Genomic DNA, 22726 nt, shown 5'->3' with positions numbered 1-22726 from the left:
CGTTGACGATCACGGCTCGTCAACCTACGGTTGACGTTAGCCGGGCGTGCTTCACACCGGCGACGAACCGACACGGGAGTGGTAATGGCAACCATGGAAACGCCGGATTCGGCGAATACCGATAAAAATCGGGTGCTCATAGTGGGCGCCGGTATCGCCGGACTCGCCGCCGCCTTACGGCTGCACCGGCAGGGCTGGGCGGTCACAGTGGTCGAACGCGCACCGGCCCGGCGCAGCAGCGGTTACCTGGTGAACCTGCACGGCCCCGGATACGACGCGGCCGAACGGCTCGGGCTGGTACCGGCCCTGGCGCCGCACGATATCGGCTTCTTCACCTCGATCATGGTCCACGCCGACGGGCGCGAGAAGTTCCGACTACCGTCCGCGGTCGCCGAGGCCGCCGTCGGCGCCCGAACACTCGGTATTTTCCGGGGCGACCTGGAATCGGCGCTGTACGACGCGGTAGCCGAACACGCCGATATCCGGTTCGGCACCACCGTGCACGCGGTGACCCAGAACGCGGACGAGGTCGACGCCACTCTCGGCGATGGCAGCCATATCCGCGCCGATCTGCTCATCGGCGCCGACGGCGTGCACTCCCGGATCCGTGAACTGGTCTTCGGTCCCGAAGCCGAATACCTGGTGGACCTGGGCCATATGGTGGGCGCATTCCCGCTCGAGACGGTCCCCGAGCGCGTACCGGAAGGCGCCGGAACCACGTTCATCGGCCCCGGTCGCACGGCCGCGGTGATGAACCTCGGCCCCCAGCGTTCTTCGACGTTCTTCGCCTACCGCTGCACCGATACCCGAGCCGAACTCACACAGGGTCCCGCGACCGCACTCACCCGGTCGTTCGGAGATCTCGGCGGCGGGGTCACCGAGGCACTGCAGCAGCTCGAAACCGCCCCGGAGCGTGCCTATTTCGATTCCGTCGGCCAAGTGGTCATGGAACGCTGGAGCGACCGCCGCATCGTCCTGCTGGGCGACGCCGCCTGGTGCGTCACCGTCTTCGCCGGCTACGGCGCGGCCCTGGCCCTCGACGGCGCCGACCGCCTCGGCGCGGCCCTGAGCGAGCACAGCGCGGATATCCCCGGCGCCCTCGCCGCCTGGGAGGCATCGCTGCGACCGGAAGTCGGCAAACGGCAAGCGTTGGCGCGCAAAGGAATCAGCAGATTCGCGCCGTCGACCCGCGGCCAGGTCTGGGCCAGTGAGCTCATGCTGCGCGCGATCGGGCTACCGGGTATCCGCGGCGTGGTCCAGCGTTCGATCCGGCGCGCGAACAACTGAGCCGCTTCGTTCGCATCGTCCAGGGGCCAGCGCAGGACATATCGGACTGCATCGTCAGCGCGGTGAACACCCATCGCCAGGTACCGAAGACCGTCCACAGTCGAAGTCGATTGTGGGCGCCTTCCAATCGCCCTACTCGGGCACTCTCGGCTTCAGGCAGCAATGTGTGCTGCGAGCCGGTCAGCGGCGGTGCGAGGCTCGCGCCCGAGGAGTTCGGCCAGCAGAGGGCCGGTTTCGGCGAAGAAGCCCGCGCGGACTGCTTGATACCAGGTGAGCATGAGCCGGGCCGGCTGCTCCGGTATACCGATCGTGTTCTGCTCGGCGATCCACTGTTCGTCGTCCAGCAGTATGCGCTCGATGGTGCGACCGGTGAGATCGGAGGCAATTGCTGCGAGATCGTCGAAGGTGACGGCGGTTGGCGCAGTGAGGGTGACAGGACCGTCGAAGGCGCGGTCGCCGGCGAGGATGACGGCAGTGGCCTCGGCTATATCGTCACGATCGGTATACGGGACGGGGCCGTCTTCGGGCTGAGCGATCACTCCGGTCCGCTGCCACGGGCCGAGAACCTGATCGAGCGGACCGTAGGCGGCGTTGCGCAGTGCGGTCCAGTCGACTCCGGAGTCGCCGAGGATCGCCTCGGTGGCGATGTGCGTATCCGACGGCCGGTACGGGTTGCCTGGGACAGCGCCGTGCTGGCTCGTGTAGACGATCCGCCGGGCACCGGCCGCGACCGCGGCTTCGATGGCACCGCGGTGGAGGCCGACCATATCGGCGGCCGGGTCGTTACCGGACACCAGCAGGACCTGCTCGGCACCGGCGAACGAGTCACGCAGCGCGGCCGGGGCCTCGTAGGAGCCCTGCCGCACGCGCACGCCGCGGTCGGCGAAATGCTGCGCCCGGGCGGCGTCGCGGACACTGATACCGATCCGGTCGGCGGGTATGCGCTCGAGGAGGTGCTCGACGGTGGCTCCGCCCAGCCCACCGGTAGCGCCGGTGACAACGATCATGTTCTCGACCTTCCTGAGCGCCCGCAGCGTCCGTCTCGACGGTGAGCGCAATTATAAATTGACCAACCGAGTCAGGTTCTCTCTGCCTGCGACGGTAGGTAAGCTGACTCGATGAGTCAAGTTCCGTCGGTGAGCGACAGAAAGAGACGGTGAGTGCCATGCCCGGTGCGGTGCCTTCGGAGTCCCGGCTGCGCGCCGACGCCCGGCGCAATTCCGAACAGATCCGCGCTGCCGCGATCGGCGCCTTCCAGGGGCAGGGCCTGGCGGTGCCGCTCGAGGAGGTCGCCAGGGCAGCCGGGGTGAGCAAGGCGACGATCTTCAACCGGTTCGGCGGACGGATCGGCCTCATCGACGCCGTCATCGAAGAAGTCGTGGCACGTGAGCTGTTCGATGTTATCGACCGCACCCGGACCCTCGACGACGTCGGTGAACGGATCACGTACTACCTCACTGCGATCCGCGACCTCCAGTACCGTCAGCCCGCCTTCAACGACGTTCTGTTGCAGACATATCCGCACTCGCAGCAGCTCATGGAGATCTGCCGGGCCGGAAGCGAGGCCAACGAAGAGCTCATCGCCGCGGCGCGGACCTCCGGTGCGTTGCGGCCGGAGTTCACGGCCGGCGACCTCCACGCACTCGTCGTAGACACCGCCCTCGCCCTCAAGCACGGCACGCGGCCTCCCCGAGACGACTACGACCGCCGCACTCGGTACCTCCTGGACGGAATCCAGGGGCGCTCCGGCGGACAATAAAGCGCCCTTGCCCTGGTGACCCGCGTCGTCCCCCGGTCCGGGGACACGGCGGCACGGTCGGCGCGAGCTACGTCGCCGGGCACATCGCGGCCCGCCAGAAGGCTGCGAGCGCGTCGTCGGCCGGGTGCGGCTGCGGTTGCCCGGTGGCGTCGGGCCGGTTCGCGCGCACCAGGTTCACCGCGACCGACATCTGGCGCTGCCCGTCGGCCGAGTGCAGCGACATCGTCGAGGCCCCGAAAACCGAACCGTCGTGGCCCCAGAGCGTCTCGCAGCCCGGTAATTTCACCTTGTGCAAGCCGAGCCCGTACTCGATCTGCTGCCCGTCCAGCGCGATCACCGGAACCGTTTGCCGCATCTGCTCCAGCGCCTCCGGGCCGACGATCGCACCGCCGAACAGCGTGCGGTAGAAGGTGTTCACATCGGCCATGGTCGAGACCAGACCGGCGCCCGGGCCGAGCCAGGAGTTGTCGTAGGTGCTGTAGTCCCGCGGGGGGTCGATGATGCCGTACAGCGCCTCGTACATCCGCGAGTGCGGCGCCTCGAGTTCGGGCCGGTCCGGGAAGTACGTGTGCTCGAGCCCTGCCCGCGCGATCACCTGTTCGGTGACGTACCGCTCGAACGGCGTACCGGTCGTGTGCCGTACCAATTCGCCCAGGATGCGGTAGCCGGTGTTGGAGTACACGCCCGGTAGCGCGCCCGGCTCACCGGCGGGCGCGTTCACGCCCAAGGCGATCAACTCCGCCGTATCCCACTTCCGGAACCGGTTGTCGTCCAGGCTTTGCGCCGAAATCTCACCGCCGGTGAACAATCCTGCGACCGACGGGAACGCGTACGGCAGATAATCGGGCAGCCCGCTGGTGTGGTTGAGCAGCATCCGCACCGTGATCTGCCGGCCGCGCTCCCCCGGCACCACATCCGGCAGATAGTCGCCGATCGGCGCGTCGAGGTCGATACGGCCTGCCTCGACCTGCTGCATGACCGCGACCGCAGTGAAGGTCTTGGTGACGCTGCCGATGCGATGCCGCATATCCGGGGTGACGGGGCTACCGGTGGCCAGGTCGGCGACCCCGGCGGCTTCACTCCACACCTGATCGCCGGCCGCCACCTCCGCGAAAACTCCCGGCATCCCCGCACGCTCGATCGCGACCAGCGCGGCGCGCAAGCGCTCGGTGTCCAACGCGTCCACGGGCTCGGAGGTGGTCGAGGACGCCATGGTGCAGGCGCTGATACTCAGCGCGGCGGTGAGCACGATGGCTATGTGTCGGAACTTCACGTCGTTCGTCCTCTCGATTCAGCTCGAACGCAACAACCTTCGCGCCGGCCGAGGGGTCGGCGCGTCTGCCGAGAGGCTTCTCCGAGTACGAAAGCAATCGTAGGAGGACGGTGGCCCGGCTACGCGGGCCGTCGTAGGCGACTCACAGCTCGTAGGAGCGCACCACTACCATCACGTCGCCGTCCGGCCGGATCGAGGCGATCGTATCCGCCGGTCGTGGCCGGAATCCGGGTGCTTCGGTAAGACCGTGACTTTCGTCGAGCGCCGTGACGCGTACCCGGTCCGCGCCAGGGGTCCGCACCGTGAAGTCGGCCCCCTCCGGTGGTAGGTCGCGGAAGCGGACCTCCCCCGGCAGATCGTCCGGACGCGTCCCCGCGACGGAAACGGTGACCGGTGCAGTATCGGCAGCCGTTGCGGTGACGAGATCGATCGGCCGATCGAAGCGCAGGATCACCGAGGACGCCGCGCGCGATGACGTCACATGCATCGTCACGGTATCGCCGTCGCGGCGGCGCAGTTGTACCCGCGGCGCTTGCGCATCGATCGGGTCCGCCGGCCCGGTCCACAGCGGCTCGTGCGCATATCCGGCCGGGAGACCGGAAGTATCGCGATCGGATACGTACCGGCCGGTCCAGTCGGTGGGATACCGTTCGGCGCTGACCCAGTGCGCCCGCCCAGTTTCGGCGTCGAGGACGTAGGCGAGATGACTGCGCTGCGGATGTGCCGGGTCGGCGGTATCGACGACGAGACCCGCACCCACCGCGGCGATTCCGAATACTGCCACGGTCGCGGGCACCGCCCAGGCCTTGGTCCGGGGTAGTGCCCAGGGTTTCCCCGTGAACACCTCGGGTTCGGGCAGCAGCAGCTCGACCGCGGGCAGCAGCATGAGACCGAACAGCGCCAGGCAGGCGGCGCCGGCTCCGGCATAAACCATCCCGACCGCATCGAAGACGCCGCGTGCGCCGACCGGCAGGAACACAGCCGACAGGGAAAGCCCGCCCACCAGCGCCACCGCGGGCCAACCGGCCCAGCGCACCGGCATCATCGCCAGCAGCGCGCCGAGCGCGGCGAACCCGGCCGGCAGGGTGAACAAGAATGCTGCGCCCGGCGCCGCCGCCGCGCACACCACCCCCAGCCCCGCCGGCCAGGCGAGTGCCCCGATGGCCAGCGCGGCCGGACCCAGCCGCACCCGCAGCAGCAGATACCAGACGAGCAGCACGGTGCCGGCCAGCGCGGCCAGCGCGGCCTCATAGAAATCCGGCCGGTACAGCAGTCCGTTCATCATGTGGTACCCGGGCCGCAGCGCCACCAGCAGCCACCACAGCGCCTGTCCCAGCCCGATCACCACCCCCAGGGGCAGCACCACCGAAACCGCCGCCAGCATCATCCGCGGTGTACTGGCCAGCTCGCGGCGCCGCGCCACGACGGCCAGCCCCACCACCAGGGCCGCGGCCAGCGCCGCCAGCGGCCAGACCAGCGCGTTCGGGTAGTGGATCGAGAGCGGGCCGATCCGGAAGTAGGTGGCGTCCCGGTCGGTGTGCAGGTCCGGCAGGTCGGCGGCGCCGAGTGCCCGGGTCATGGCCAGCATGTTCTCGCCGTGGTGTTGCAGACTGCGCGGGTCGAGGTTGGCGAGTGAATCACCGGCCGTGTGATAGAACGCAGGCTGTTCGATATAGGCGAAATTCAACCCGGTGAAGCCCGCCTCCCGGAACTCGGTGAAATCTGTGTCGTTCGGCAGCTTCCGGTAGATCTCGACCATCGACGAATCGCCCCGCGGGTCCGGCACCGTCTCGGCGAACAGGGCCGACAGTTCCGCATTACCCCGCGAGGTCTCGAACATCAGCGAAGGCCCGCTCACCCCACGGGCCTCCCAGTTGAGCACCACCCCACCCGCGCGACCCAGCGGATGCTCGCGGACGAACGCCTCCGCACCCAGCAGCCCGTCCTCCTCGCCGTCGGTGAACAGCAGTACGAGGTCGTTCCGGGGCTCGCCCTGCGCTGCGACCAGCCGCCCCACCTCCAGCATCGCCGCGACAGCGGCCCCGTCGTCGGATGCCCCGGGCCCGGTGGCGGCGGAGTCGAAATGGGCGGCGACCACCACGGTCCCGGTCGAGTTGTGACCCGGGAGGGTCGCGATCACATTGTCGACCCGGCCGAAGGCGGCCAGCCCCGGCGCCGTACTCGCCCCGACCGCGTGCTGGATCTCCACGTCGAACCCGGCGGCACGCATCTGCCCGGCGATGTAATCCTGCGCCCGATCGCTTGCCCGGCTCCCCAGCGGCCGCGGTTCGGTCGCGAATCGTTCCAGGTGCGCGCGTCCGCGTTCGGCGCTGAACTGTCCGGTTTCCGCGGCGGGTACCGGCTCCCGGCGGTTTCCTTCCGCCCAGACCGCGAGCACGGCCACTCCCGCCACTATCAGCAGGACCACTACACCGAGCACCCGCCGGGGCGTATCGATCAGTTTTCGGATCACTACCCGACATTAGAAGCTGCTGCGGCCGCTCGGGACTTTCGCCACAGCAACGCTCCCACTCCCACACCGGCCAGATAGCACAGCACCACGTAATCAGCAGCGACTACGCCGCAGCCCACACCGGCGGGCCCACCAGCATCCGGCGATAGCCAGGCCGGCGAGCTCTGCCAGCGCGACCGGAGAGGAGCCAGGTCAGCAGAGCGACCGTCGCGTAGATCCACAGGTACAGCGGATCGGGCGGCTGCCGGGTCTCCCCGGCAGCGGCGTTCAACTGGATAGAACAGCGGCCGGGCGCCGCACACGAACCGGTCCATCGCCGAACACTCCGTCGGCCCCGAATACGCGTTCGGCGAACCGTTCGCCGATCAGCTGGTGTGTCGCGGCGTCCGGGTGCAGCCGGTCGGGTAGCGGGTTCGCGCGGTAGTCGGTTTCGCCGTACAGTTCGCGGCCGTCGAGGTAGAACAGGTGCGGATCGTTCGCCGCCCGTTGGGTGACGATGCGGGACAACTCGTCGCGAATACTATCGAGTGTCAGCTTCCCTTTCGCCTGGTCGGCGGGATCGCCGGTGGCGATGAATCGCATCTCGCCCACGCTGAGGGCCTCGGGGTCGAAGGCTCCCGGCCCCGGTGTGTTCTCGTGGATTTCGCAGTAGATGGACGAGATCACCAACAGCGGTGTCGTGGGATGGCCCTCGCGCACAGTGCTGAGGAAACCGTGCACGGCGGGCCCGAAGGCGCGCATCCGCATCACGTCGGCGTTGACCAGATTGATGCCGATCTCGAGGCCGATCAGGTCGGCCGGGGTATCGCGAATCAAGCGGGCGGCGAACGGGTCGAGCATGGCACTGCCGCTCAGCCCCAGATTGGTCAGTTCGGCTCTGCCGCGGGCAGCAGCGAGCGCGGGCCATGTGGTGGACGGGCTGCCGGCATTGGAGCCCTGGCTGATCGAGCTACCGTATTGGAGCCAGACCCGGCGATCGCCGTCCCGTACGGGCTCGACGGCGGCATCGGTGCGCAGACTCGAGAGTTCGGTGATCTCGTTGTACGGCAACCATATTTCGACATTCTTGAAACCGGCGGGCAGATCGGCGAACCGCACCGTACCGACCGGCCCCGGTTGCCGGGTGGTGCGTCCGGTGGCCATATCGATGAGCAATTTGTCGCCGCCGGGAGCGTTTGCCTGTGCGGCCAACCGCCCATCGATACGCAGGTCGTAAACCCCTGGCGGGCGGCCCGGGCCGTCCGCGTACCCCAGCCTCGTCGCGACGGTGTCGAGTTCGATCGCCGTGGCGGAGGTACCGAAAACCACCCGGACCCCCGAGGGCTGGGCTTCCGCCATCGCCAATTGCCCATCGGCCCATTCCGCGCGGGCCCAGGCGGGCAGTCGATGCGGTAGGACGCCGCGTTCGGTGTGCTCGAGTTCAACAGCACCGCGGACGATATCCGCAGTGATCGCCGTGGTTGTCCACTCGGTGTCGGAGTGCATGGATTCACCTGTGCATCGGTTGTCGGAGGTTGCGCCGACCGACCCTGCGCGGCGCTTCAGCACAAGCCATAGTAGTTTTCCTAATCGGTTTAGGCAAATGGTTAATGCTGTACGGTTACCGGTGTGGCTAGAACAGGACTGACCCCGGAACGGCTCACCCGAGCCGGCGCGGAACTGGCGGACGAAGTCGGTTTCGACCAGGTGACCGTCTCCGAGGTCGCCCGGCGCTTCGGCGTCAAGGTCGCCAGCGTGTACTCCCATCTGAAGAGCTCCCAGGACCTCCGGACGCGGATCGCACTGCTCGCCCTGGAAGAAATGGCGGACAGCGCCGCCGAAGCCGTCGCCGGCCGAGCAGGCCCCGACGCACTGACCGCTTTCGCGAACGTCTACCGCGATTACGCCCGCCGACACCCCGGACGCTATACCGCCGCCCGGATGCGACTACCCGCCGAGACCGCGGCCGCGAGCGCGGGTGTCCGGCACTCCACCTTGATGCGCGCCGTCCTGCGTGGCTACGACATCGACGAACCCGACCGGACACATGCGGTACGACTACTGGGCAGCGTTTTCCACGGCTATGCCGCCCTGGAACTCAGTGGCGGCTTCGACCACAGTGAACCCTCTGCCGCGGACAGCTGGGCACGACTCCTCGAGGTCCTCGATTTCACACTGACCAACTGGCCGGCCCGGCGGCAGTAGCGACATTCCGGTTGCGGAGATCCGAGTTCGCGACCTACAGTTCGGGCAATCCGATCGGCGCTCTCCAGAAGTACAGCCGCAGAATGAGAGCCCGCGCCCGGTGTTTCGGGCGATGGAGTGGGCGGCGCTGTTTGCCCACCCATTTTCCTGGAGGAAACCGATGAATATCGGACTCGGATTACCCATCGCCGAACCCGCGGCCCTGCTCGATTGGGCCCGCCGCGCCGACGCCGGCCCTTTCTCGACCCTCGGCCTGCTCGACCGTCTCGTCTACGACAATCCGGAACCGTTGGTCGCGCTGGCCGCCGTTGCCGGAGCCACCAGCCGCGTACAGGTACAGACCGAGGTCCTGCTCACCCCGTTACGCGATACCGCACTCCTGGCCAAACAGGTCGCGACACTGGACCGCATGTCCGGCGGCAGGCTGGTACTCGGCCTCGGCGTCGGCGGGCGCGCCGACGACCACCTCGCGGCAGGAGTCGAACTCAGCAGCCGGGGCCGGCGCATGAACGAACAACTCGCCCAACTGCGCAGCCTGTGGTCCGGCGAACCGTTCGGCCCCGGCTGCGGTCCGATCGGCCCCACTCCGGCCCGGCCCGGCGGACCGCCGATCCTCTTCGGCGGTTTCCGACCGGCCGCTCTCGCGCGTGTGGCCCGCTGGGGCGACGGCTACCTCTCCGCCGCCCCGGTGCAATGGTGCGGCGACCTCTACGATTCGGTCCGCACGTCCTGGCACGAGCACGGCCGGACCGGGGAACCCCGATTCGTCGCCCAGGTCAACGTCGCCCTGGGACCGCAGTCGCTGGTCGACGAAGTACGCGCGGCTCTCGGCGCCTACTACGAATTCACCGGCTATGCCGAGAACATGGTGTCCGGCCTACAGACCACCGCTGCCGAGATCCGCACGGCGATACGGCAGTTCACCGACCTCGGCGCCGACGAGGTGATGTTGTACTGCTACGGCACCGACCCCGGCCAGGTCGACCGGCTCGCCGATATCGTCGCCTGACCGTCATCGGGCCGGGATCACCGTCGTTGCGTCGATAGACTCACGAGGTGAGCCCGGCCCGATCGACCCGGCAGTACGTGCTGTGGTGCTACTGGTCGTTATGCCTCGCCGGAACGTGACAGCGGTGGCCGCCGCCGGAGATCGTGGCCAGCGCGGCCGCCGCCGCCAACGCAGCCGCGCCCCATAGCAGCACCGTCAACCCGGCGCCATCGAGAACCACGCCGCCGGCGAACGATCCCAGTGCGATACTTCCGGTGAAGGCGCCGACGTACAGCCCGGTGACGGCCTCGCGCCGGTCCGGCGCGGCCTGGACAGCCCAGAGTTGGCTGCACACCGAGACACCTCCGTAGGACAGTCCCCACAACACGAGGACCGCCGCCGCGCCGAGCGGGGTGGTTCCGAGCAGGAGCAGAGCCGGCAATGCGACGGCGATTCCGATCGCCAGGACCAGCATCGTCGTACGAACTCGTCGCGCGGCCGCTGCGCCCGCCGCGAAATTCGCGACGATCCCACAAATTCCGTAGAGCAGGAGCAGCAACGAGATCCCGATACCGTGGACACCCGACAAATCCTCCAACGCGGGCCGCACATACGTATAGGCCGCGAAATGCGCGGTGACGAGGAGAGTTACCGCCACGAGCCCCCTCCGCACCGCCGGAATCGCCAGTAACGACCCGGCCTTCGCATTGCCGGCCACCTCCGGTAGTGCGGGCAGCGGCGGCAAGAGCACGGCCAGCCCCGCGGCAAGTACGAGAGCCGCCAGCGCGAGCGCCCCGAAAGCACTGCGCCACCCCGCGATATCGCCCAGCACGGTCCCGATGGGCACACCCAATACGGAAGCGACCGCGACACCGCTCACCACCATCGACACCGCGAGACCCGCCCGGCGTTCACTCACCAGCCGCGTGACCAGCGCCACCGCCAGCGCCCACACGGTCGCCATGGCCAGCCCGACCACCACCCGGCCCAGAGCGAGAACCGCGAACCCCTGAGCGGCCGCGGTGATCAGATTGCCCGCGGCGAGCAGCAGCGCGGCCGCCACCAGGACACGGCGCCGGTCGAGACTGCCGATCGCCCGCGCGACGAACGGCGCGGCCAACGCGGCAACGACACCCGTGACAGCCAGGCTGAACCCCGCGGTTCCCGCGGAGATACCCAGCCCGTCCGACATCGGCGTGAGGATGCCGACCGGCAACATCTCCGCCGTCACGACGAGAAAAGTGGACAGCGCCAGGACTGTGATCGCCGCCCAGCGTTCGGCGGGTTCGGCTGCGGGCGCCCGCGTTTCACTCACAATGGACATGAGTCCAGTCAATGTCGCGCGGTATCGCGGAACAACAGTGATCAGCTCATTGTTCGATCAGCTGAACTGATCGATCACGGCGACCGGGAGGAGCGGCATGCCGGACCTACCCGTCCGCGAGCTGGAGTGTCTGCTGGTACTGGCCGAGGAGCTGCACTTCGGCCGGACAGCAGAGCGGCTGCGCGTGTCACAGAGCCGGGTGAGCCAGCTCGTCGCCGCACTGGAACGCACCATCGGCACGCAACTCGTGCACCGCACCAGCCGCCGGGTCGCACTCACCGATTTCGGCGCCGATTTCGTGGAGCGCGTGCGGCCCGTGTACACGGAACTGACCGATCTCGTCGGCGGGGCGCGGCGAGAAGCCCGGCACGAGGTACCTGCTCCGATCCGTCTCGGTTTCCAGGGCATCGCCTACGAAACCGTCACCTGGACCCTCACCAGATTCGCCCGTGAGAACCCGGAGGTGAGCCTGGCGTTGCACGAAATCCCGCTCGGCGATCCCTTCGGCGCCCTGCTCGACGGGCGCGTGGACGCGGCCGTGGCACTGCTCCCGGTGCGGGAGCCGGAGCTCTCGGTCGGGTTCGTATTCCCGCCCGCGCCACGAATGCTGGCGGTCGGACGCGGCCATCCGCTCGCGGAGGCCGAACGCATCGACGCGGAAGTCCTCGCGACCGTGGATCTCGTCTCGCCGGCGGGGCCCGCACCGGACTACTGGCGGGACGTCCATTTTCCTCGCTTCACACCGCTCGGCGCGCCGATCACGACGACGGCCAGGGTGGCGACCCTCCAAGAGGGGATGACTCTCGCCGCCACCGGCCGGTACGCACTGCTGACCTGCCGCCCGGTCGCGGAACGCAATCAGCGCGCCGACCTGCGCTACGTCCGCGTCACCGGTTTCGACGAGGAGTCGAGGATGGCGTTGATCTGGCGTTCCGGCCCGCGCCGGGCACAGTTGACGAAACTGGCGGCGCTACTGGGCGAACTTCCCGGCGCCCCACCGGCCGACCTGTTCGCCACGGCGAGTTCGCCCACCGGGCTGCCGGTGGTTTCCTGACGAGGCCGGGCAGCGCAGCTCCCCCATCCGGCAGTCGACGAGCAGAAGGTTCGGCGCCGGTGTTCAGCGTTGGGGCACCATCAGATCGAACAGCAGCGGCAGCTCCTCGCGCAACTGTGTGACTGCGTCCGGCATCCCGGACAGCACGTAGAGCAGTGCTCGTTGAAAAACCCCGTCCAGCAGGGCGTATGCCGCTGCCGACGAGAGCGCCGGCGCCGTGCCGGCGAGTTCGGCGTACCGGCTCACCACTCGCCAGATCATGGCTTCGCGGCGTTCATCGATGTCCAGGACGTCGCGGCGGAAGGTCTCGTCGAACAGGCTCTGGTTGCGCAGGTCGTACCAGAGCCGGTGCAGCGGCGCGTCGGCGTCCAGGGTGGCGAAGAACATCGCGGTGAAATCGGCGCGTAGCCGGTCTGCCGTTTCCGCGCCGGCGACGACCTCGTCGTAGCGGGTCACGCAGACGGCTTCGTACTGACGGACCGCTTCGGTGATGAGGTCGCGTTTATCGGCGAAGTAGTAGTGCAGGACGCCGTGCGTGAATTCCGAATTCTGCGCGATTTCCCGCAAGCTGGTGCGGGCGTAGCCCAGATCGGCGAGGGTGTGCAGGGTCGCGATGGCGAGTTCGGTTCGCCGCGCGTCGAACTTGTCGACCTGGCGGCGTGCTATTCGCTCTCTTTTCGTCTCGACGACCTCGGTCACCCATTCGTCCCGTCGGCTCGGTACAGCCCGCGGCTGCGGTATCCGGCAGCAGTCTATCGTGCACCATTTCGGCCGTCTTGACAACTGTCAAAGAAAATCTTGACGACTGTCCAAACGCTGTTACTGTGTGATCCACGCCGCATTCTCGCCCTGGCGAGCCCGGCGATTCAGGTTTCTCGACGAGGAGGTTCCGGATGACGAGCTATGACTTGACGGGCCGAAAGGCGCTGGTCACAGGAGGCGCACGCGGGTTGGGTGCGGGAATGGCCGAGGCATTGGCCGCGGCGGGCGCCGCGGTGGCCATCGGCGATGTGCTCACCGACGCCGGGACGGAGACCGTGCAGTCTCTGCGGAACTCGGGCGCCACCGCCGAGTTCGTCACATTGGACGTCACCGACGATACGAGCTGGGCCGCCGCCGTACCGGCGGTCGTCGACGCACTGGGCGGCCTCGATCTGGTGGTGAACAATGCCGGCGTCGAAATCACCAGCCTGCTCGTCGATCTCGACCCGGCAGGCCTGCGCACCATGCTCGACGTGAATGTGCTCGGCACCGCCCTCGGCCTCAAGCACGCATTCCGGGCCATGCGCCCCGGCGGCCCGGCGGGGAACGGCGGCGCCGTGGTCAACATCTCCTCGGTCGCCGCGACCATCGCATTCCCCGGTATCGCCGGCTACTCGGCCACCAAATCCGCCATCGACCGGCTCACCCGGGTCGCCGCCGCCGAATCGGGCAAGCTCGGCTACGGGGTCCGCGTCAACTGCATCTATCCGGGACTCACCCCCACCGTGATGGGCACCCAACTTGCCGTGGACTGCGCCGAACTCGGGCTGTTCGCCTCCCCCGAGGACGCCGTCGCGACCGTCACCGGACTGACCCCGCAAGGACGCCTCGGACAGGTCGACGATATGGCCGACGCGGTGGTGTTCCTGGCATCCGACGCCGCCAAATTCATCACCGGGGCAGGACTTCCGGTCGACGGCGGCATGGGCATGTGAGCACTCTCCCCTCGAACGGAAGGAACACCCCTGTGGCAACCGACAAAAAAGTAGTCGTCTACGGCGCCTCCGGCTACACCGGCCGCCTGATCTGTGAATATTTGCGCGAATACAACATTCCGTTCCTCGCGGCCGGCCGCAACCTCGGCCGCGTACAGGAGGCCGTTGCCGCTGTCCCCGGGATCGATACCGTCGATCACGAAGTGGCCGAGGTCGAGCACGACGCGGCCGCGCTTGCCGAGGCGTTCCGCGGCGCCCAGGTGGTACTGAACACCGTGGGCCCCTTCGCGCGGTACGGGCACGAAGTCGTGCAGGCGTGCCTGGAGATCGGGGCGCACTACACCGATACCAACGGCGAACAGAACTGGATGCTCGACGCCCAGGAAGCCTACGGCGCCGAGTTCGCCGCCCGCGATCTCGTCCTCACGCCCGGACTGGCCCAGATGTACACCATCGGCGAGATCGCGGCGAATATCTGCCTGGAAACTCCCGGCCTGGACACACTCGATATCGAGGTGTTCTGGAAGGGCCATCCGACGGTCGCCTCCACGAATACGATCCTGACCAACGCGGCCTTCGCCGCGGCGTACTACCTGGAACAGAACGAGTATGTGGAATGGCCGGCCGACGGCGGGCTCTACGAACTCGTCGTCCCCGGGCAGCACGAACTCGGCCTGGCACTGCCGTGGGGCGGCACCTCGCATCCGGTGTGGTTCCGCAACGACCCCCGGGTAGCGAATGTGCGAGCCCTCGGCGGGGTGTTCAACCGGCCGTTGATGCAGGCCGTGCCGCAGATCGTGGCCGGGGCCCTGGCACAGATGGAAGGCCGCACCACCGAGGAGAAGTACCGGATCATCGACGAGCAGTCGGCGCAGGTCCGTAGCGAGATGCCGCCGCGGGAGAACCCGCGGATCAACACCTCACTCGATTCGGTCCACGCCTCCGGCCCGCTGGGCCGCGCGCACTGCGTGATCCACGGAAACTGCAACTACAAGCAGACCGCACTGCTCAACGCGCATGCGGCAGCGCATCTGCTGCAGACCCGTCCGCGCAAGACCGGTTTCGCCTCCAGCTGCCAGGCTTTCGGGCACCGGGAACTGCTCGGCACGCTGCGCGCCTTCGGACTCGTCCTCGAACCGAAGCTGGAAGTCCACCACTGATCCGCCCGGCCGGCCGTCACCCGGCGGCCGGCCCGGGTTCCCCACTCCTACAGCGAGGTACAGAAACGTGCGGCTGGCAGACTACCTGGACAAGGGCGCATCCTTGGGTGCCGACGCCCCTTGTTTGACCATGAACGGTGCGTCCCTCACCTACGCCGAAGCGCAGTACGCGTCCCGGCGGATCGGCGCCGCACTGCGTACCTCCGGTATCGGCCGCGGCGACCGGGTCGCCATCCTCTCCGGTAACGATCCCATGGCACTGACCTGCGTTTTCGGCATTTCCCGGATCGGCGCCGTGTGGTGTCCGGTCAACCCCCGCAACGAGGCCGACGAGAACCGGCAGCTGCTCGACTTGTTCGGTTGCCGCTGCCTGCTGTTCCAGGAACAGTTCGCGCCGCTTGTGACCGCCATCCGTGCCGCCCTGCCCGAGCTGACGACCCTCGTCTGCCTCGATGGCACGGTCGATGGAGCGATCGACTTCGCCGACTGGGTCGCCGCCGCGCCCGAGGGCCCGCTGACCGAGGTCGTGCCCGGTGGTGACGAAGTCTGCATGCTCGCCGGAACGGGCGGCACCACCGGAAAACCGAAAGGTGTCCGGCTGACCGGCACCAATATGGCCGTCTCCACCGCCTCCGCACTGATGAGCTACCCATTCGGCGACCGGCCCCGCTACCTCGCGCTCGCGCCGCTCACTCATTCCGCCGGGGTCCTCACCTTCCCGATTCTGTCGCTGGGCGGGGAGGTCGTGATCATGCCTGCTCCCGACCTCGGTGCGTTCCTCCGGTTGATCGAACACTGCCGTATCACCCACGCTTTCCTGCCACCGACAGTGATCTACGGCTTACTGGATCATCCCGCCCTCGAGACAACCGATCTGACATCCCTGCGCTGCCTCTGGTACGGGGCCGCGCCCATGTCGCCGACCCGCCTCGAGGAGGCGCTGCACCGTATCGGGCCAGTGCTCGGACAGTTGTTCGGGCAGACCGAAGCACCCAATATGATCTCCACTCTCGCCCCGGCGGAACATTTCCGTGCCGACGGGACGATCGCCACCGAACGGCTCACCAGCGCAGGCCGGCCCACCCCATTGACGCAAGTCGCGGTGATGAACGAAGCAGGCGATCTCCTGGACCGGGGCGAACGTGGGGAGGTCGTGGTGCGCGGCCCCCTGGTGATGGCCGGCTACCACAACGATCCCGAAGCCACCGCGGCAGTGAGCACGCACGGCTGGCACCATACCGGCGATATCGGATACCTCGACGAGAACAACTTCCTCTACATCGTCGACCGGGCCAAGGACATGATCATCACCGGCGGTTTCAACGTGTATTCGGCCGAGGTCGAACGCGCGCTGACCGCGCATCCCGCGGTCCAGGACAGTGCCGTCCTCGGCCTGCCCGACGACAAGTGGGGCGAACGGGTCACCGCCGTGGTCCAGTTGCGTCCCGCCCAACAGGCCACCGGCGCGGAACTGATCGACTTCGTGAAACAACGGCTGGGCAGCGTGAAAGCGCCCAAACAGCTGGAGATATGGCCGGACCTGCCACGCTCGAAGGTCGGCAAGGTTCTCAAGCCGGAGATCCGGAAGACGCTGGCCTCCCCCACCGAGTAGTCACCCGGCAGCCGACGCAGGTCGCAGCGGCCCCGGTTACCACGCGAGCTGCCTCAGGTCCGGACGCGCGCACGTCGAGTCGCCGTTCAGTACTCCCCCTTCGAAGTCTGTAACCGGCTACGCTGCGCGGCCGAGCTGATTCGATCTCTGTCGGGGCGCGGGCACCGACACGGCGGCACACCTCGAACGTGCTGGGCGGGTGGCATATCGATCACCGGCACCGCTCGCAGTTACTCGGCGATTCCCGGCGCGGCACATCCACTGGCCGCCGCCGGTGGAGCTACGTTCACCTGGCGGCACCGGCCGAGCACTCTGTCCGACGGCACTTTCGCCGGATATCGCGTCGCACCAAACCGCAGACCGTGGCAGCACGAACCCCTTCCGATGTCGATCCGGACGCCCGGCGTACACGGCGGCCGCCCGGCGTCATCGCCGACAGTGACCGCGCGAGGCATACGAAAGGCCCCGACTTTGACTACGCGATCCCTACGCACCACCGCGATACGCTGCGCCCTCACCGCCGCCCTGGCCACCGCCTGCCTCATCGGCACCGGCAGCACCGCCACGGCGGCCCCGGACGCGGCCGTGGTTTCGGTGGAGCAGGTGAACGATCGGCAGCAACTGGTCTCGGTGTTCTCACCGGCGATGAACCGTCCGATCCAGCTGCAGGTGATCCGCGCCGCGGACGGTTCACGCCCCCGCCCCACGCTCTATCTGCTCAACGGTTCGCAGGGCGGCCCGGCCGGCAGCGGATGGGACGTGCAAACCGACGCCGTCGAATTCCTCCGCGGCAAGGATGTCAATGTCGTCACCCCGTTCGGCGGCGCCAGTTCCTACTACACCGACTGGATCCGCGACGACGCCGCCCTGGGCCGCAACAAATGGCAAACCTTCCTCAACGAAGAGCTACCCCCGGTGATCGAGGAATTCCTGGGTGCCGACGGTAACCGGGCGCTGGCCGGCGTATCGATGAGCGGCACGTCCGTATTGAACCTCGCCATCGCCAAACCCGGCTTCTGGAAAAGCGTTGCCTCCTACAGCGGTTGCGCCCAGACCTCGGATCCGATCGGGCAGGAGTTCGTCCGGATCACCGTCGAGAACTGGGGCGGCGGGCAGAGCGTCGAAAACATGTGGGGCCCACGCAACGGACCACTGTGGCGCGCAAACGATCCCCTGGTGAACGCCGAACAGCTGCGCGGGACCCAGATCTACTTGAGCACGGGCAGCGGAATCCCCGCGGCACCACACGACACTCCCGCGGACAAACGAGTCCAGGAGGGCCGGATCCCGCTACCGGTCCAGATCGCCTTCGGTGGGCCGATCGAAGCAGCGATCCAGCATTGCACCATGAACCTCACCAACCGGCTGCACGAGCTGAACATCCCCGTGACACTGCACGAGCGTCCGGTAGGCACCCACTCCTGGGGCTACTGGGAGGATGACCTGCACCACTCCTGGCCGTTCCTCGCCGAATCGCTGGGGGTTCGGGCATAAAAAAACAGCCGCTGATGTGCATGCAAGGTGTGGAGCGGACACGGGAGTCATCGACCGAGCTAACTCGGAGCAGCCGGCTCCCCCGGGTGGAGCGGGCATTGTAGGCGGCCATCCGATTCCCCGGCCCGGGAACCACTCCGAGCCTGCGTGCACCGCTACGTGTGGTTTTCGTGGCGGAATCCAGAATCGATATCAGGTCACCTCGGGCCTGGATTTCGAGAGGGCGACTCCGCCTCGGCGGAAGTTCGCGATATAGCCGCGGTGACCCATCCGGGCGAGAACGTCGAATGCGCGGCCCGCCAACCCGGGCGCTATATCGGGCTCACGAGCCCAGTATCCAGCGGGCGGATCCGCCGGGTGGCGTTTCGCCGCCGGGTCCAGTTCGACCTGTCCGATCACCACACCCGCCCCCGAGTCGTCGCGCCGGGCGACCTTTTCGCCTCCTGCGCCGTAGATCGCTGAGCCACCCTCGCAGAGCAGGGGCACCCGCAGCACCGGAAGAATCGGCACGGGAGTCCAGTTCGTTCCTGACGCAGCCTTGTTCGTGTACACGACCGGAATTCCGAACTGCCGTGCGTAGAACTCACCGATCGCGGCAAGTTGCCGCCGAAAGGCTCCGGCGACCACCGGAAGCCGCGGGGTCGGCGCCGAATGCGGCATCAACAGCAGGTCGGGTGCCTGCTCGGCCAGGTGCCGGTAGAACCAGGCCGTCTGGTTGTCGTTGCAAATACCGACGGCGATCCGGCCGATTTCGGTATCGATGATCTTCGACTCGTCGGACGGCGCGAAGTACCAGCCCTCGCAGAACGGCAACGACGCCTTCCGCACCCGACCGGCGAGCGTCCCATCCGGCCCGAACAGTGAAAACGTGTTGTAGAACTGGTCACCGTCAGCCTCGAGGTAACCGGCACCGATATAAACACCGCACCCGCCTGCCAGTTCCGCCAACCAGTGCTCTGTCGCGCCACCCGCGGGTTCGGCCCGTTCCCAGATCCGCTCGTCGTACTCGTACCCGGTCGCGAGAAACTCCGGGCACACGATCAACTCCGCACCCGCCGCCGCAGCTTCCCGCACCAGGCGAGCAGCCCCGGTGAGATTCTGCCGCGCCGCCCCGTTCTCGCTGACAGCCTGCACCGCTGCAACGGTCATCCCCTTCACACGCTCGAAGGTAGCAGCCGCCTGCCCGAGTCGGAGCTCGGTTGTGTTCATATCGCCGATCGACCTGTGTGCGTCCGCGAGCAAATGAGCACGTCGGCCGGCGCCATGCGCCCTCGTATGCGCCTCCTCGATAACGCACTGGACACGTCAGTAGCAGAGCCGATGCGCTGACCCACGCGACGAAACTCCTCGTCGAGCCGCCTTCCCCTCATCACATAGATCTGCCGCGCGGCTGCTCTGGAGGTCGTCAACCAGTTCCCCGCCGAAGTCGAGTCGATCGTCAATTCTCGGACTGCTCCTGGGAAGACCGAGCCCCATCGGCAGATAGGAACCGACGAAGAGATTCGTGACCTCTATCGAGAGCTGACCATAAATGGCGAAGCAATGGATGTCGGAAAGTACCCAGGCGAGGGAACGCGCCTGCCGGACGGAACTGAAATTCACATGAGAGAGGGGAGTAAATCGGCCGGTGTTACGCTCGATATCAAGTATCCAGGAGCTCCGGAACCCGTGAAAGTGCATCTGCCGAAGAAATGAACGAAAAACTCGAGCACTTCCTGCTGTATGAACTGTCGGACGATTGGGCACCGATCGCAACGTTCGACGGGATGGTGGCACGGATTACGCCTGACCACTACTCGCGTGAGAACGTCTTGGCGATACTTCGCGAACTCGCCACCAAGGGCTACATCCGATTCGGCGCGTTCCCGGGCGGAGGCCGGACATGGGAACCCTGGGATGCATCCATCGAGGAGTCCATCAACCGAATTTCGTACGGATACAACGGTGTCCCCGGTTACTTGACAATATCTGACGAGGAAATCGGAACGAACGAAGTATTCCGGGCAGATCTGCTCGACGCAGGCGAAGTTCGACTCGCGCGGATGGGTAACCCTTATGAGAAGTACGGGGATCCGTGGAAAGACACGCACCGCCGTGTCCACGACCGAATGCCGAACTGCTGCAACAGCGTCAGATCCTTTTCCCGCGCGCAGCAGACCAGGTGATCACCGCATCCTTCGACGGCACCGCTCGCATCTGGCCGGTAGATGTCGACCTGAACGAACTCCGCACCCGAGCCAGCGCGCGCGCATATCGATCGTTGACGCCGGAAGAACGTTCGGCGCATCTGCTTCCGGCTCACTGAACCGGGTCGACAACCCTGACCTCCCGGCCGACGAGGTACTGCGTGGGGTCGAGCCCGAGCGCTTCCCGTTTCGGCGAGGCCCAGTAGCGCTCATTCGCTTCCTCGAACGTGTCCTCGCCCTCATAGGAGATCAGCCAGATGAACTGGCTGCGTTCGTGGTCGAGCCAGGCTCCCCCGATCTCGAAACCGAGTTCGAGCCGAAGCGGCACCACCAGCTCCCGCCACTTGCCCGCCCACTCCCCGAGAAGTCCGTCCCGGATCGTATAGGTCCGCAACTGCGTCGTACGAGGCATAGTCGCCCCCTTCATCACCAAAGCAGAAACCACGTCTCGGCATGGTCGCATGGGTGCCGGACGCCTCTGACGGAACAGAACTCACGTTGGGAGAAACTGGCTCCGCATCGAGCCCGGATCGAATCGGCCAGCAGGCCGGGACGGCCACATCCACCGACAGCAACAATTCCCATGACCGTTTCGAACGGTAGTTCGACGACATCGCATTCCGCGGTGACAACGCCGAACCACCTACGACGATCCGGCAGTGGTGGGTTTCGGACTGAAACGGGACCCGGCCCCGGCTACTGGGTGGAGTGGCCTCACTCGATAGGTAAGTTCTCGAAACCCGACGGTACCGGCGGAGTCACAGCGTTGATGGCCGGCCCGGATAAACAGTTCATCGATGTACCGAAAGACAGTCCGTTCTTCACCCACCCCTCCATAACCACTGTCGGTGGAGCGATCACAGGCTTGGAAACTGCCAGCGGAGGCAAAGGCCTCGAAGGTATGCGGATGGTTTTGGATGAGGACCAGCTCGCGAAGGTGAGCGCGGGAGCGAAATACGCCGGTCCGGGCCTCGGTATCGCCACTACCATCTGGGATATGGCTGCCGCCGAGACCGCACGTGAAGCCTGCGTCGCAGGGGTGTCGGGAACTGTGGGGACCGTCGGCAGTGTCGCTGTCGGCACGGCGTTCGGAATGGGCGGCGGACCGGTCGGAACGGTCTCGTCGGTGGTGGGGTCGATGGCTGGGGCCTGGGTATTCGGAAACCTTGGATCGCGGCTCGGCGAGGCTGTCTGTTGACGTCGGGAGCACACAGCTACTTCCCGCTACCAGAGCAGTATCGTAGCGGCTTGACCTGGATGGAAGGCACCTCGTTCGTTCTCGTCGGCGCTGCGTCGCTCTATCTGTTCAGCCTCGTAGTGCAAGGTTTCGGTTCGGAGCGCACCGGCGATCTCCTGTTGTACGCGGCAGTGGCGGCGTTCTTCGCCAGCGGCGTCGGCTTACTGATCGCCAACCGGCGGGGTCGTGAGCGCGTAACCATCGACGGCACCCGCGTGGGTTGCCGCGGTGGCGAACTGGTTGCGGAACACTCACTCGCCCACACGGCAACACTCACCCTGATGGCGTTATCGGGAGCGATGGTCGGGGTCCTGATCTGCCTCGGCTACCCTTCCGAGGATGCCGTATTGCCGATGAACAGCACCCAGCGGTGGATATTCGCCCCGGTAGCTGCCTGCTGTTCAGCACTGATGCTTGCCTATGCGGTGCTCTATGTTGCACGGCAACGTTCACGTCGGCTCAGGCTGTCGCCGAGCGGGATACAGGTCCCAAAGGTTGTCTCGTTCCAGTCCGGAATCAAGTGGTCGGACCTGAAAAGCATAGAAGCCGAACATCGGACTAACGCCACGGGAATCGTTCGATTGGAATCCAGGGGCCGTCAGCCGTCCGAAGCTGTCAAGAACAGGATCTACGCCGAACGGCTGTCCATGGGTGCGGCAGCAACGTATTGGCTGATCCGGTTCTACCACCAACACCCCGAACTCCGTGCAGAGCTATCCGACGAACGGGCGCTTGAACGCCTGCTTTCGTATGGGGTCGTAGAGCAGAAATAGAGGTTGAGGAGTCCGATGTGACCGACGATCCGTACGCTGGCCTACCGCCCGAATACCTTCAACTCCTTCGAGAGAAGGCAGCAGAACAGGACACAGACTCCCGGGGAGACCTCGCTCCGCCCCAGCACCGCGGACCGACACCGGAAGAAGAGGAAGAGATGGATCGCTACTACAGCCGAGCAAGCTGGCTGGAGCACACCGATCGCCGCTCTGCCAAAGAACCCA

20 protein-coding genes are annotated in these 22726 nt (G+C 66.8%); 12 read left to right on the top strand and 8 right to left on the bottom strand.

What is annotated here, in order from left to right:
• The first annotated feature begins 84 nt into the window (after positions 1-84).
• Positions 85-1287, top strand: coding sequence for an FAD-dependent oxidoreductase (locus ON22_RS08800; RefSeq protein ID WP_033245039.1), 1203 nt, complete (start codon positions 85-87; stop codon positions 1285-1287).
• Between the two features lie 152 nt (positions 1288-1439).
• On the opposite strand, the gene ON22_RS08795 is transcribed toward ON22_RS08800, so the two are convergent.
• Positions 1440-2294: an NAD(P)H-binding protein gene (locus tag ON22_RS08795; RefSeq protein ID WP_033245038.1), complete on the bottom strand. Its 855-nt coding sequence runs from the start codon at positions 2292-2294 to the stop codon at positions 1440-1442.
• Positions 2295-2452: 158 nt separating this feature from the next.
• Here ON22_RS08795 and ON22_RS08790 point away from each other — a divergent pair, with 158 nt between their 5' ends.
• Positions 2453-3046, top strand: a complete 594-nt coding sequence (locus tag ON22_RS08790) for a TetR/AcrR family transcriptional regulator (protein WP_033245037.1) — start codon at positions 2453-2455, stop codon at positions 3044-3046.
• A 67-nt stretch (positions 3047-3113) separates the two neighbouring features.
• Here ON22_RS08790 and ON22_RS08785 read toward each other — a convergent pair whose 3' ends face one another.
• From ON22_RS08785 to ON22_RS08775, 3 genes are all read right to left on the bottom strand, one after another.
• Positions 3114-4319 carry a serine hydrolase domain-containing protein gene (locus tag ON22_RS08785; protein ID WP_231508636.1) on the bottom strand — a complete coding sequence of 402 codons (1206 nt, stop codon included), beginning with the start codon at positions 4317-4319 and terminating at the stop codon, positions 3114-3116.
• A gap of 142 nt (positions 4320-4461) precedes the next feature.
• Complete coding sequence (locus ON22_RS08780) at positions 4462-6792, bottom strand: M20/M25/M40 family metallo-hydrolase (RefSeq protein ID WP_051157322.1); 2331 nt, start codon at positions 6790-6792, stop codon at positions 4462-4464.
• Positions 6793-7059: 267 nt separating this feature from the next.
• Positions 7060-8277 (bottom strand): SGNH/GDSL hydrolase family protein, encoded by a 1218-nt coding sequence (locus tag ON22_RS08775; protein WP_051157339.1) that lies wholly within the window; start codon positions 8275-8277, stop codon positions 7060-7062.
• Between the two features lie 123 nt (positions 8278-8400).
• Here ON22_RS08775 and ON22_RS08770 point away from each other — a divergent pair, with 123 nt between their 5' ends.
• Positions 8401-8976: a TetR/AcrR family transcriptional regulator gene (locus ON22_RS08770; RefSeq protein WP_033245036.1), complete on the top strand. Its 576-nt coding sequence runs from the start codon at positions 8401-8403 to the stop codon at positions 8974-8976.
• A gap of 160 nt (positions 8977-9136) precedes the next feature.
• Positions 9137-9985: an LLM class flavin-dependent oxidoreductase gene (locus ON22_RS08765; RefSeq protein WP_033245035.1), complete on the top strand. Its 849-nt coding sequence runs from the start codon at positions 9137-9139 to the stop codon at positions 9983-9985.
• Positions 9986-10073: 88 nt separating this feature from the next.
• Here ON22_RS08765 and ON22_RS08760 read toward each other — a convergent pair whose 3' ends face one another.
• Complete coding sequence (locus ON22_RS08760; protein ID WP_051157321.1) at positions 10074-11288, bottom strand: MFS transporter; 1215 nt, start codon at positions 11286-11288, stop codon at positions 10074-10076.
• Positions 11289-11385: 97 nt separating this feature from the next.
• On the opposite strand from ON22_RS08760, the gene ON22_RS08755 reads away from it, so the two are divergent.
• Positions 11386-12342 (top strand): LysR family transcriptional regulator, encoded by a 957-nt coding sequence (locus ON22_RS08755; protein WP_063820555.1) that lies wholly within the window; start codon positions 11386-11388, stop codon positions 12340-12342.
• Between the two features lie 63 nt (positions 12343-12405).
• Here the strand turns inward: ON22_RS08755 and ON22_RS08750 are convergent, their stop codons facing one another.
• Positions 12406-13041, bottom strand: a complete 636-nt coding sequence (locus ON22_RS08750; RefSeq protein WP_033245034.1) for a TetR family transcriptional regulator — start codon at positions 13039-13041, stop codon at positions 12406-12408.
• Positions 13042-13235: 194 nt separating this feature from the next.
• On the opposite strand from ON22_RS08750, the gene ON22_RS08745 reads away from it, so the two are divergent.
• The 4 genes from ON22_RS08745 (at position 13236) to ON22_RS08730 (ending at position 18305) form a co-directional block, all read left to right on the top strand.
• Positions 13236-14039 carry an SDR family NAD(P)-dependent oxidoreductase gene (locus ON22_RS08745; RefSeq protein ID WP_033245033.1) on the top strand — a complete coding sequence of 268 codons (804 nt, stop codon included), beginning with the start codon at positions 13236-13238 and terminating at the stop codon, positions 14037-14039.
• A 32-nt stretch (positions 14040-14071) separates the two neighbouring features.
• Positions 14072-15199, top strand: a complete 1128-nt coding sequence (locus ON22_RS08740; protein WP_033245032.1) for a DUF5938 domain-containing protein — start codon at positions 14072-14074, stop codon at positions 15197-15199.
• Between the two features lie 67 nt (positions 15200-15266).
• Positions 15267-16811, top strand: coding sequence for an AMP-binding protein (locus tag ON22_RS08735; RefSeq protein ID WP_033245031.1), 1545 nt, complete (start codon positions 15267-15269; stop codon positions 16809-16811).
• A gap of 471 nt (positions 16812-17282) precedes the next feature.
• Positions 17283-18305 (top strand): alpha/beta hydrolase, encoded by a 1023-nt coding sequence (locus ON22_RS08730; RefSeq protein ID WP_033245030.1) that lies wholly within the window; start codon positions 17283-17285, stop codon positions 18303-18305.
• 192 nt (positions 18306-18497) lie between these two features.
• Here the strand turns inward: ON22_RS08730 and ON22_RS34505 are convergent, their stop codons facing one another.
• Complete coding sequence (locus ON22_RS34505; protein WP_051157320.1) at positions 18498-19514, bottom strand: carbon-nitrogen hydrolase family protein; 1017 nt, start codon at positions 19512-19514, stop codon at positions 18498-18500.
• A 482-nt stretch (positions 19515-19996) separates the two neighbouring features.
• Between ON22_RS34505 and ON22_RS08720 the strand changes: the two genes are divergently transcribed.
• A complete protein-coding gene (locus ON22_RS08720) occupies positions 19997-20470 on the top strand; it encodes a hypothetical protein (RefSeq protein ID WP_063820554.1) in 474 nt (157 codons plus the stop codon).
• 133 nt (positions 20471-20603) lie between these two features.
• On the opposite strand, the gene ON22_RS08715 is transcribed toward ON22_RS08720, so the two are convergent.
• Positions 20604-20903: an NIPSNAP family protein gene (locus ON22_RS08715; protein WP_033245391.1), complete on the bottom strand. Its 300-nt coding sequence runs from the start codon at positions 20901-20903 to the stop codon at positions 20604-20606.
• 357 nt (positions 20904-21260) lie between these two features.
• Between ON22_RS08715 and ON22_RS08710 the strand changes: the two genes are divergently transcribed.
• Together ON22_RS08710 and ON22_RS08705 are read left to right on the top strand one after the other, a co-directional pair.
• Positions 21261-21689, top strand: coding sequence for a lipase chaperone (locus ON22_RS08710; protein WP_051157319.1), 429 nt, complete (start codon positions 21261-21263; stop codon positions 21687-21689).
• 50 nt (positions 21690-21739) lie between these two features.
• Positions 21740-22501, top strand: coding sequence for a hypothetical protein (locus tag ON22_RS08705; protein ID WP_156052336.1), 762 nt, complete (start codon positions 21740-21742; stop codon positions 22499-22501).
• The last annotated feature ends 225 nt before the right edge of the window (positions 22502-22726 follow it).

The sequence above is a fragment of the Nocardia carnea NBRC 14403 genome (assembly GCF_000308515.1).
In the GTDB taxonomy this organism is placed as follows: Bacteria; Actinomycetota; Actinomycetes; order Mycobacteriales; family Mycobacteriaceae; genus Nocardia; species Nocardia carnea.
This window is presented reverse-complemented; position numbering and strand designations above follow the sequence as displayed.

Excerpts from the sequence above, each read along its gene's own strand:
- ON22_RS08760 (WP_051157321.1), bottom strand. The coding sequence starts at position 11,288 with ATGTCCATTGTGAGTGAAACGCGGGCGCCCGCAGCCGAACCCGCCGAA.
- ON22_RS08790 (WP_033245037.1), top strand. The coding sequence starts at position 2,453 with ATGCCCGGTGCGGTGCCTTCGGAGTCCCGGCTGCGCGCCGACGCCCGG.
- ON22_RS08710 (WP_051157319.1), top strand. The coding sequence starts at position 21,261 with ATGGCCGGCCCGGATAAACAGTTCATCGATGTACCGAAAGACAGTCCG.
- ON22_RS08745 (WP_033245033.1), top strand. The coding sequence starts at position 13,236 with ATGACGAGCTATGACTTGACGGGCCGAAAGGCGCTGGTCACAGGAGGC.
- ON22_RS08800 (WP_033245039.1), top strand. The coding sequence starts at position 85 with ATGGCAACCATGGAAACGCCGGATTCGGCGAATACCGATAAAAATCGG.
- ON22_RS08715 (WP_033245391.1), bottom strand. The coding sequence starts at position 20,903 with ATGCCTCGTACGACGCAGTTGCGGACCTATACGATCCGGGACGGACTT.
- ON22_RS08755 (WP_063820555.1), top strand. The coding sequence starts at position 11,386 with ATGCCGGACCTACCCGTCCGCGAGCTGGAGTGTCTGCTGGTACTGGCC.
- ON22_RS08795 (WP_033245038.1), bottom strand. The coding sequence starts at position 2,294 with ATGATCGTTGTCACCGGCGCTACCGGTGGGCTGGGCGGAGCCACCGTC.
- ON22_RS08765 (WP_033245035.1), top strand. The coding sequence starts at position 9,137 with ATGAATATCGGACTCGGATTACCCATCGCCGAACCCGCGGCCCTGCTC.
- ON22_RS08720 (WP_063820554.1), top strand. The coding sequence starts at position 19,997 with ATGAACGAAAAACTCGAGCACTTCCTGCTGTATGAACTGTCGGACGAT.
- ON22_RS34505 (WP_051157320.1), bottom strand. The coding sequence starts at position 19,514 with ATGAACACAACCGAGCTCCGACTCGGGCAGGCGGCTGCTACCTTCGAG.
- ON22_RS08775 (WP_051157339.1), bottom strand. The coding sequence starts at position 8,277 with ATGCACTCCGACACCGAGTGGACAACCACGGCGATCACTGCGGATATC.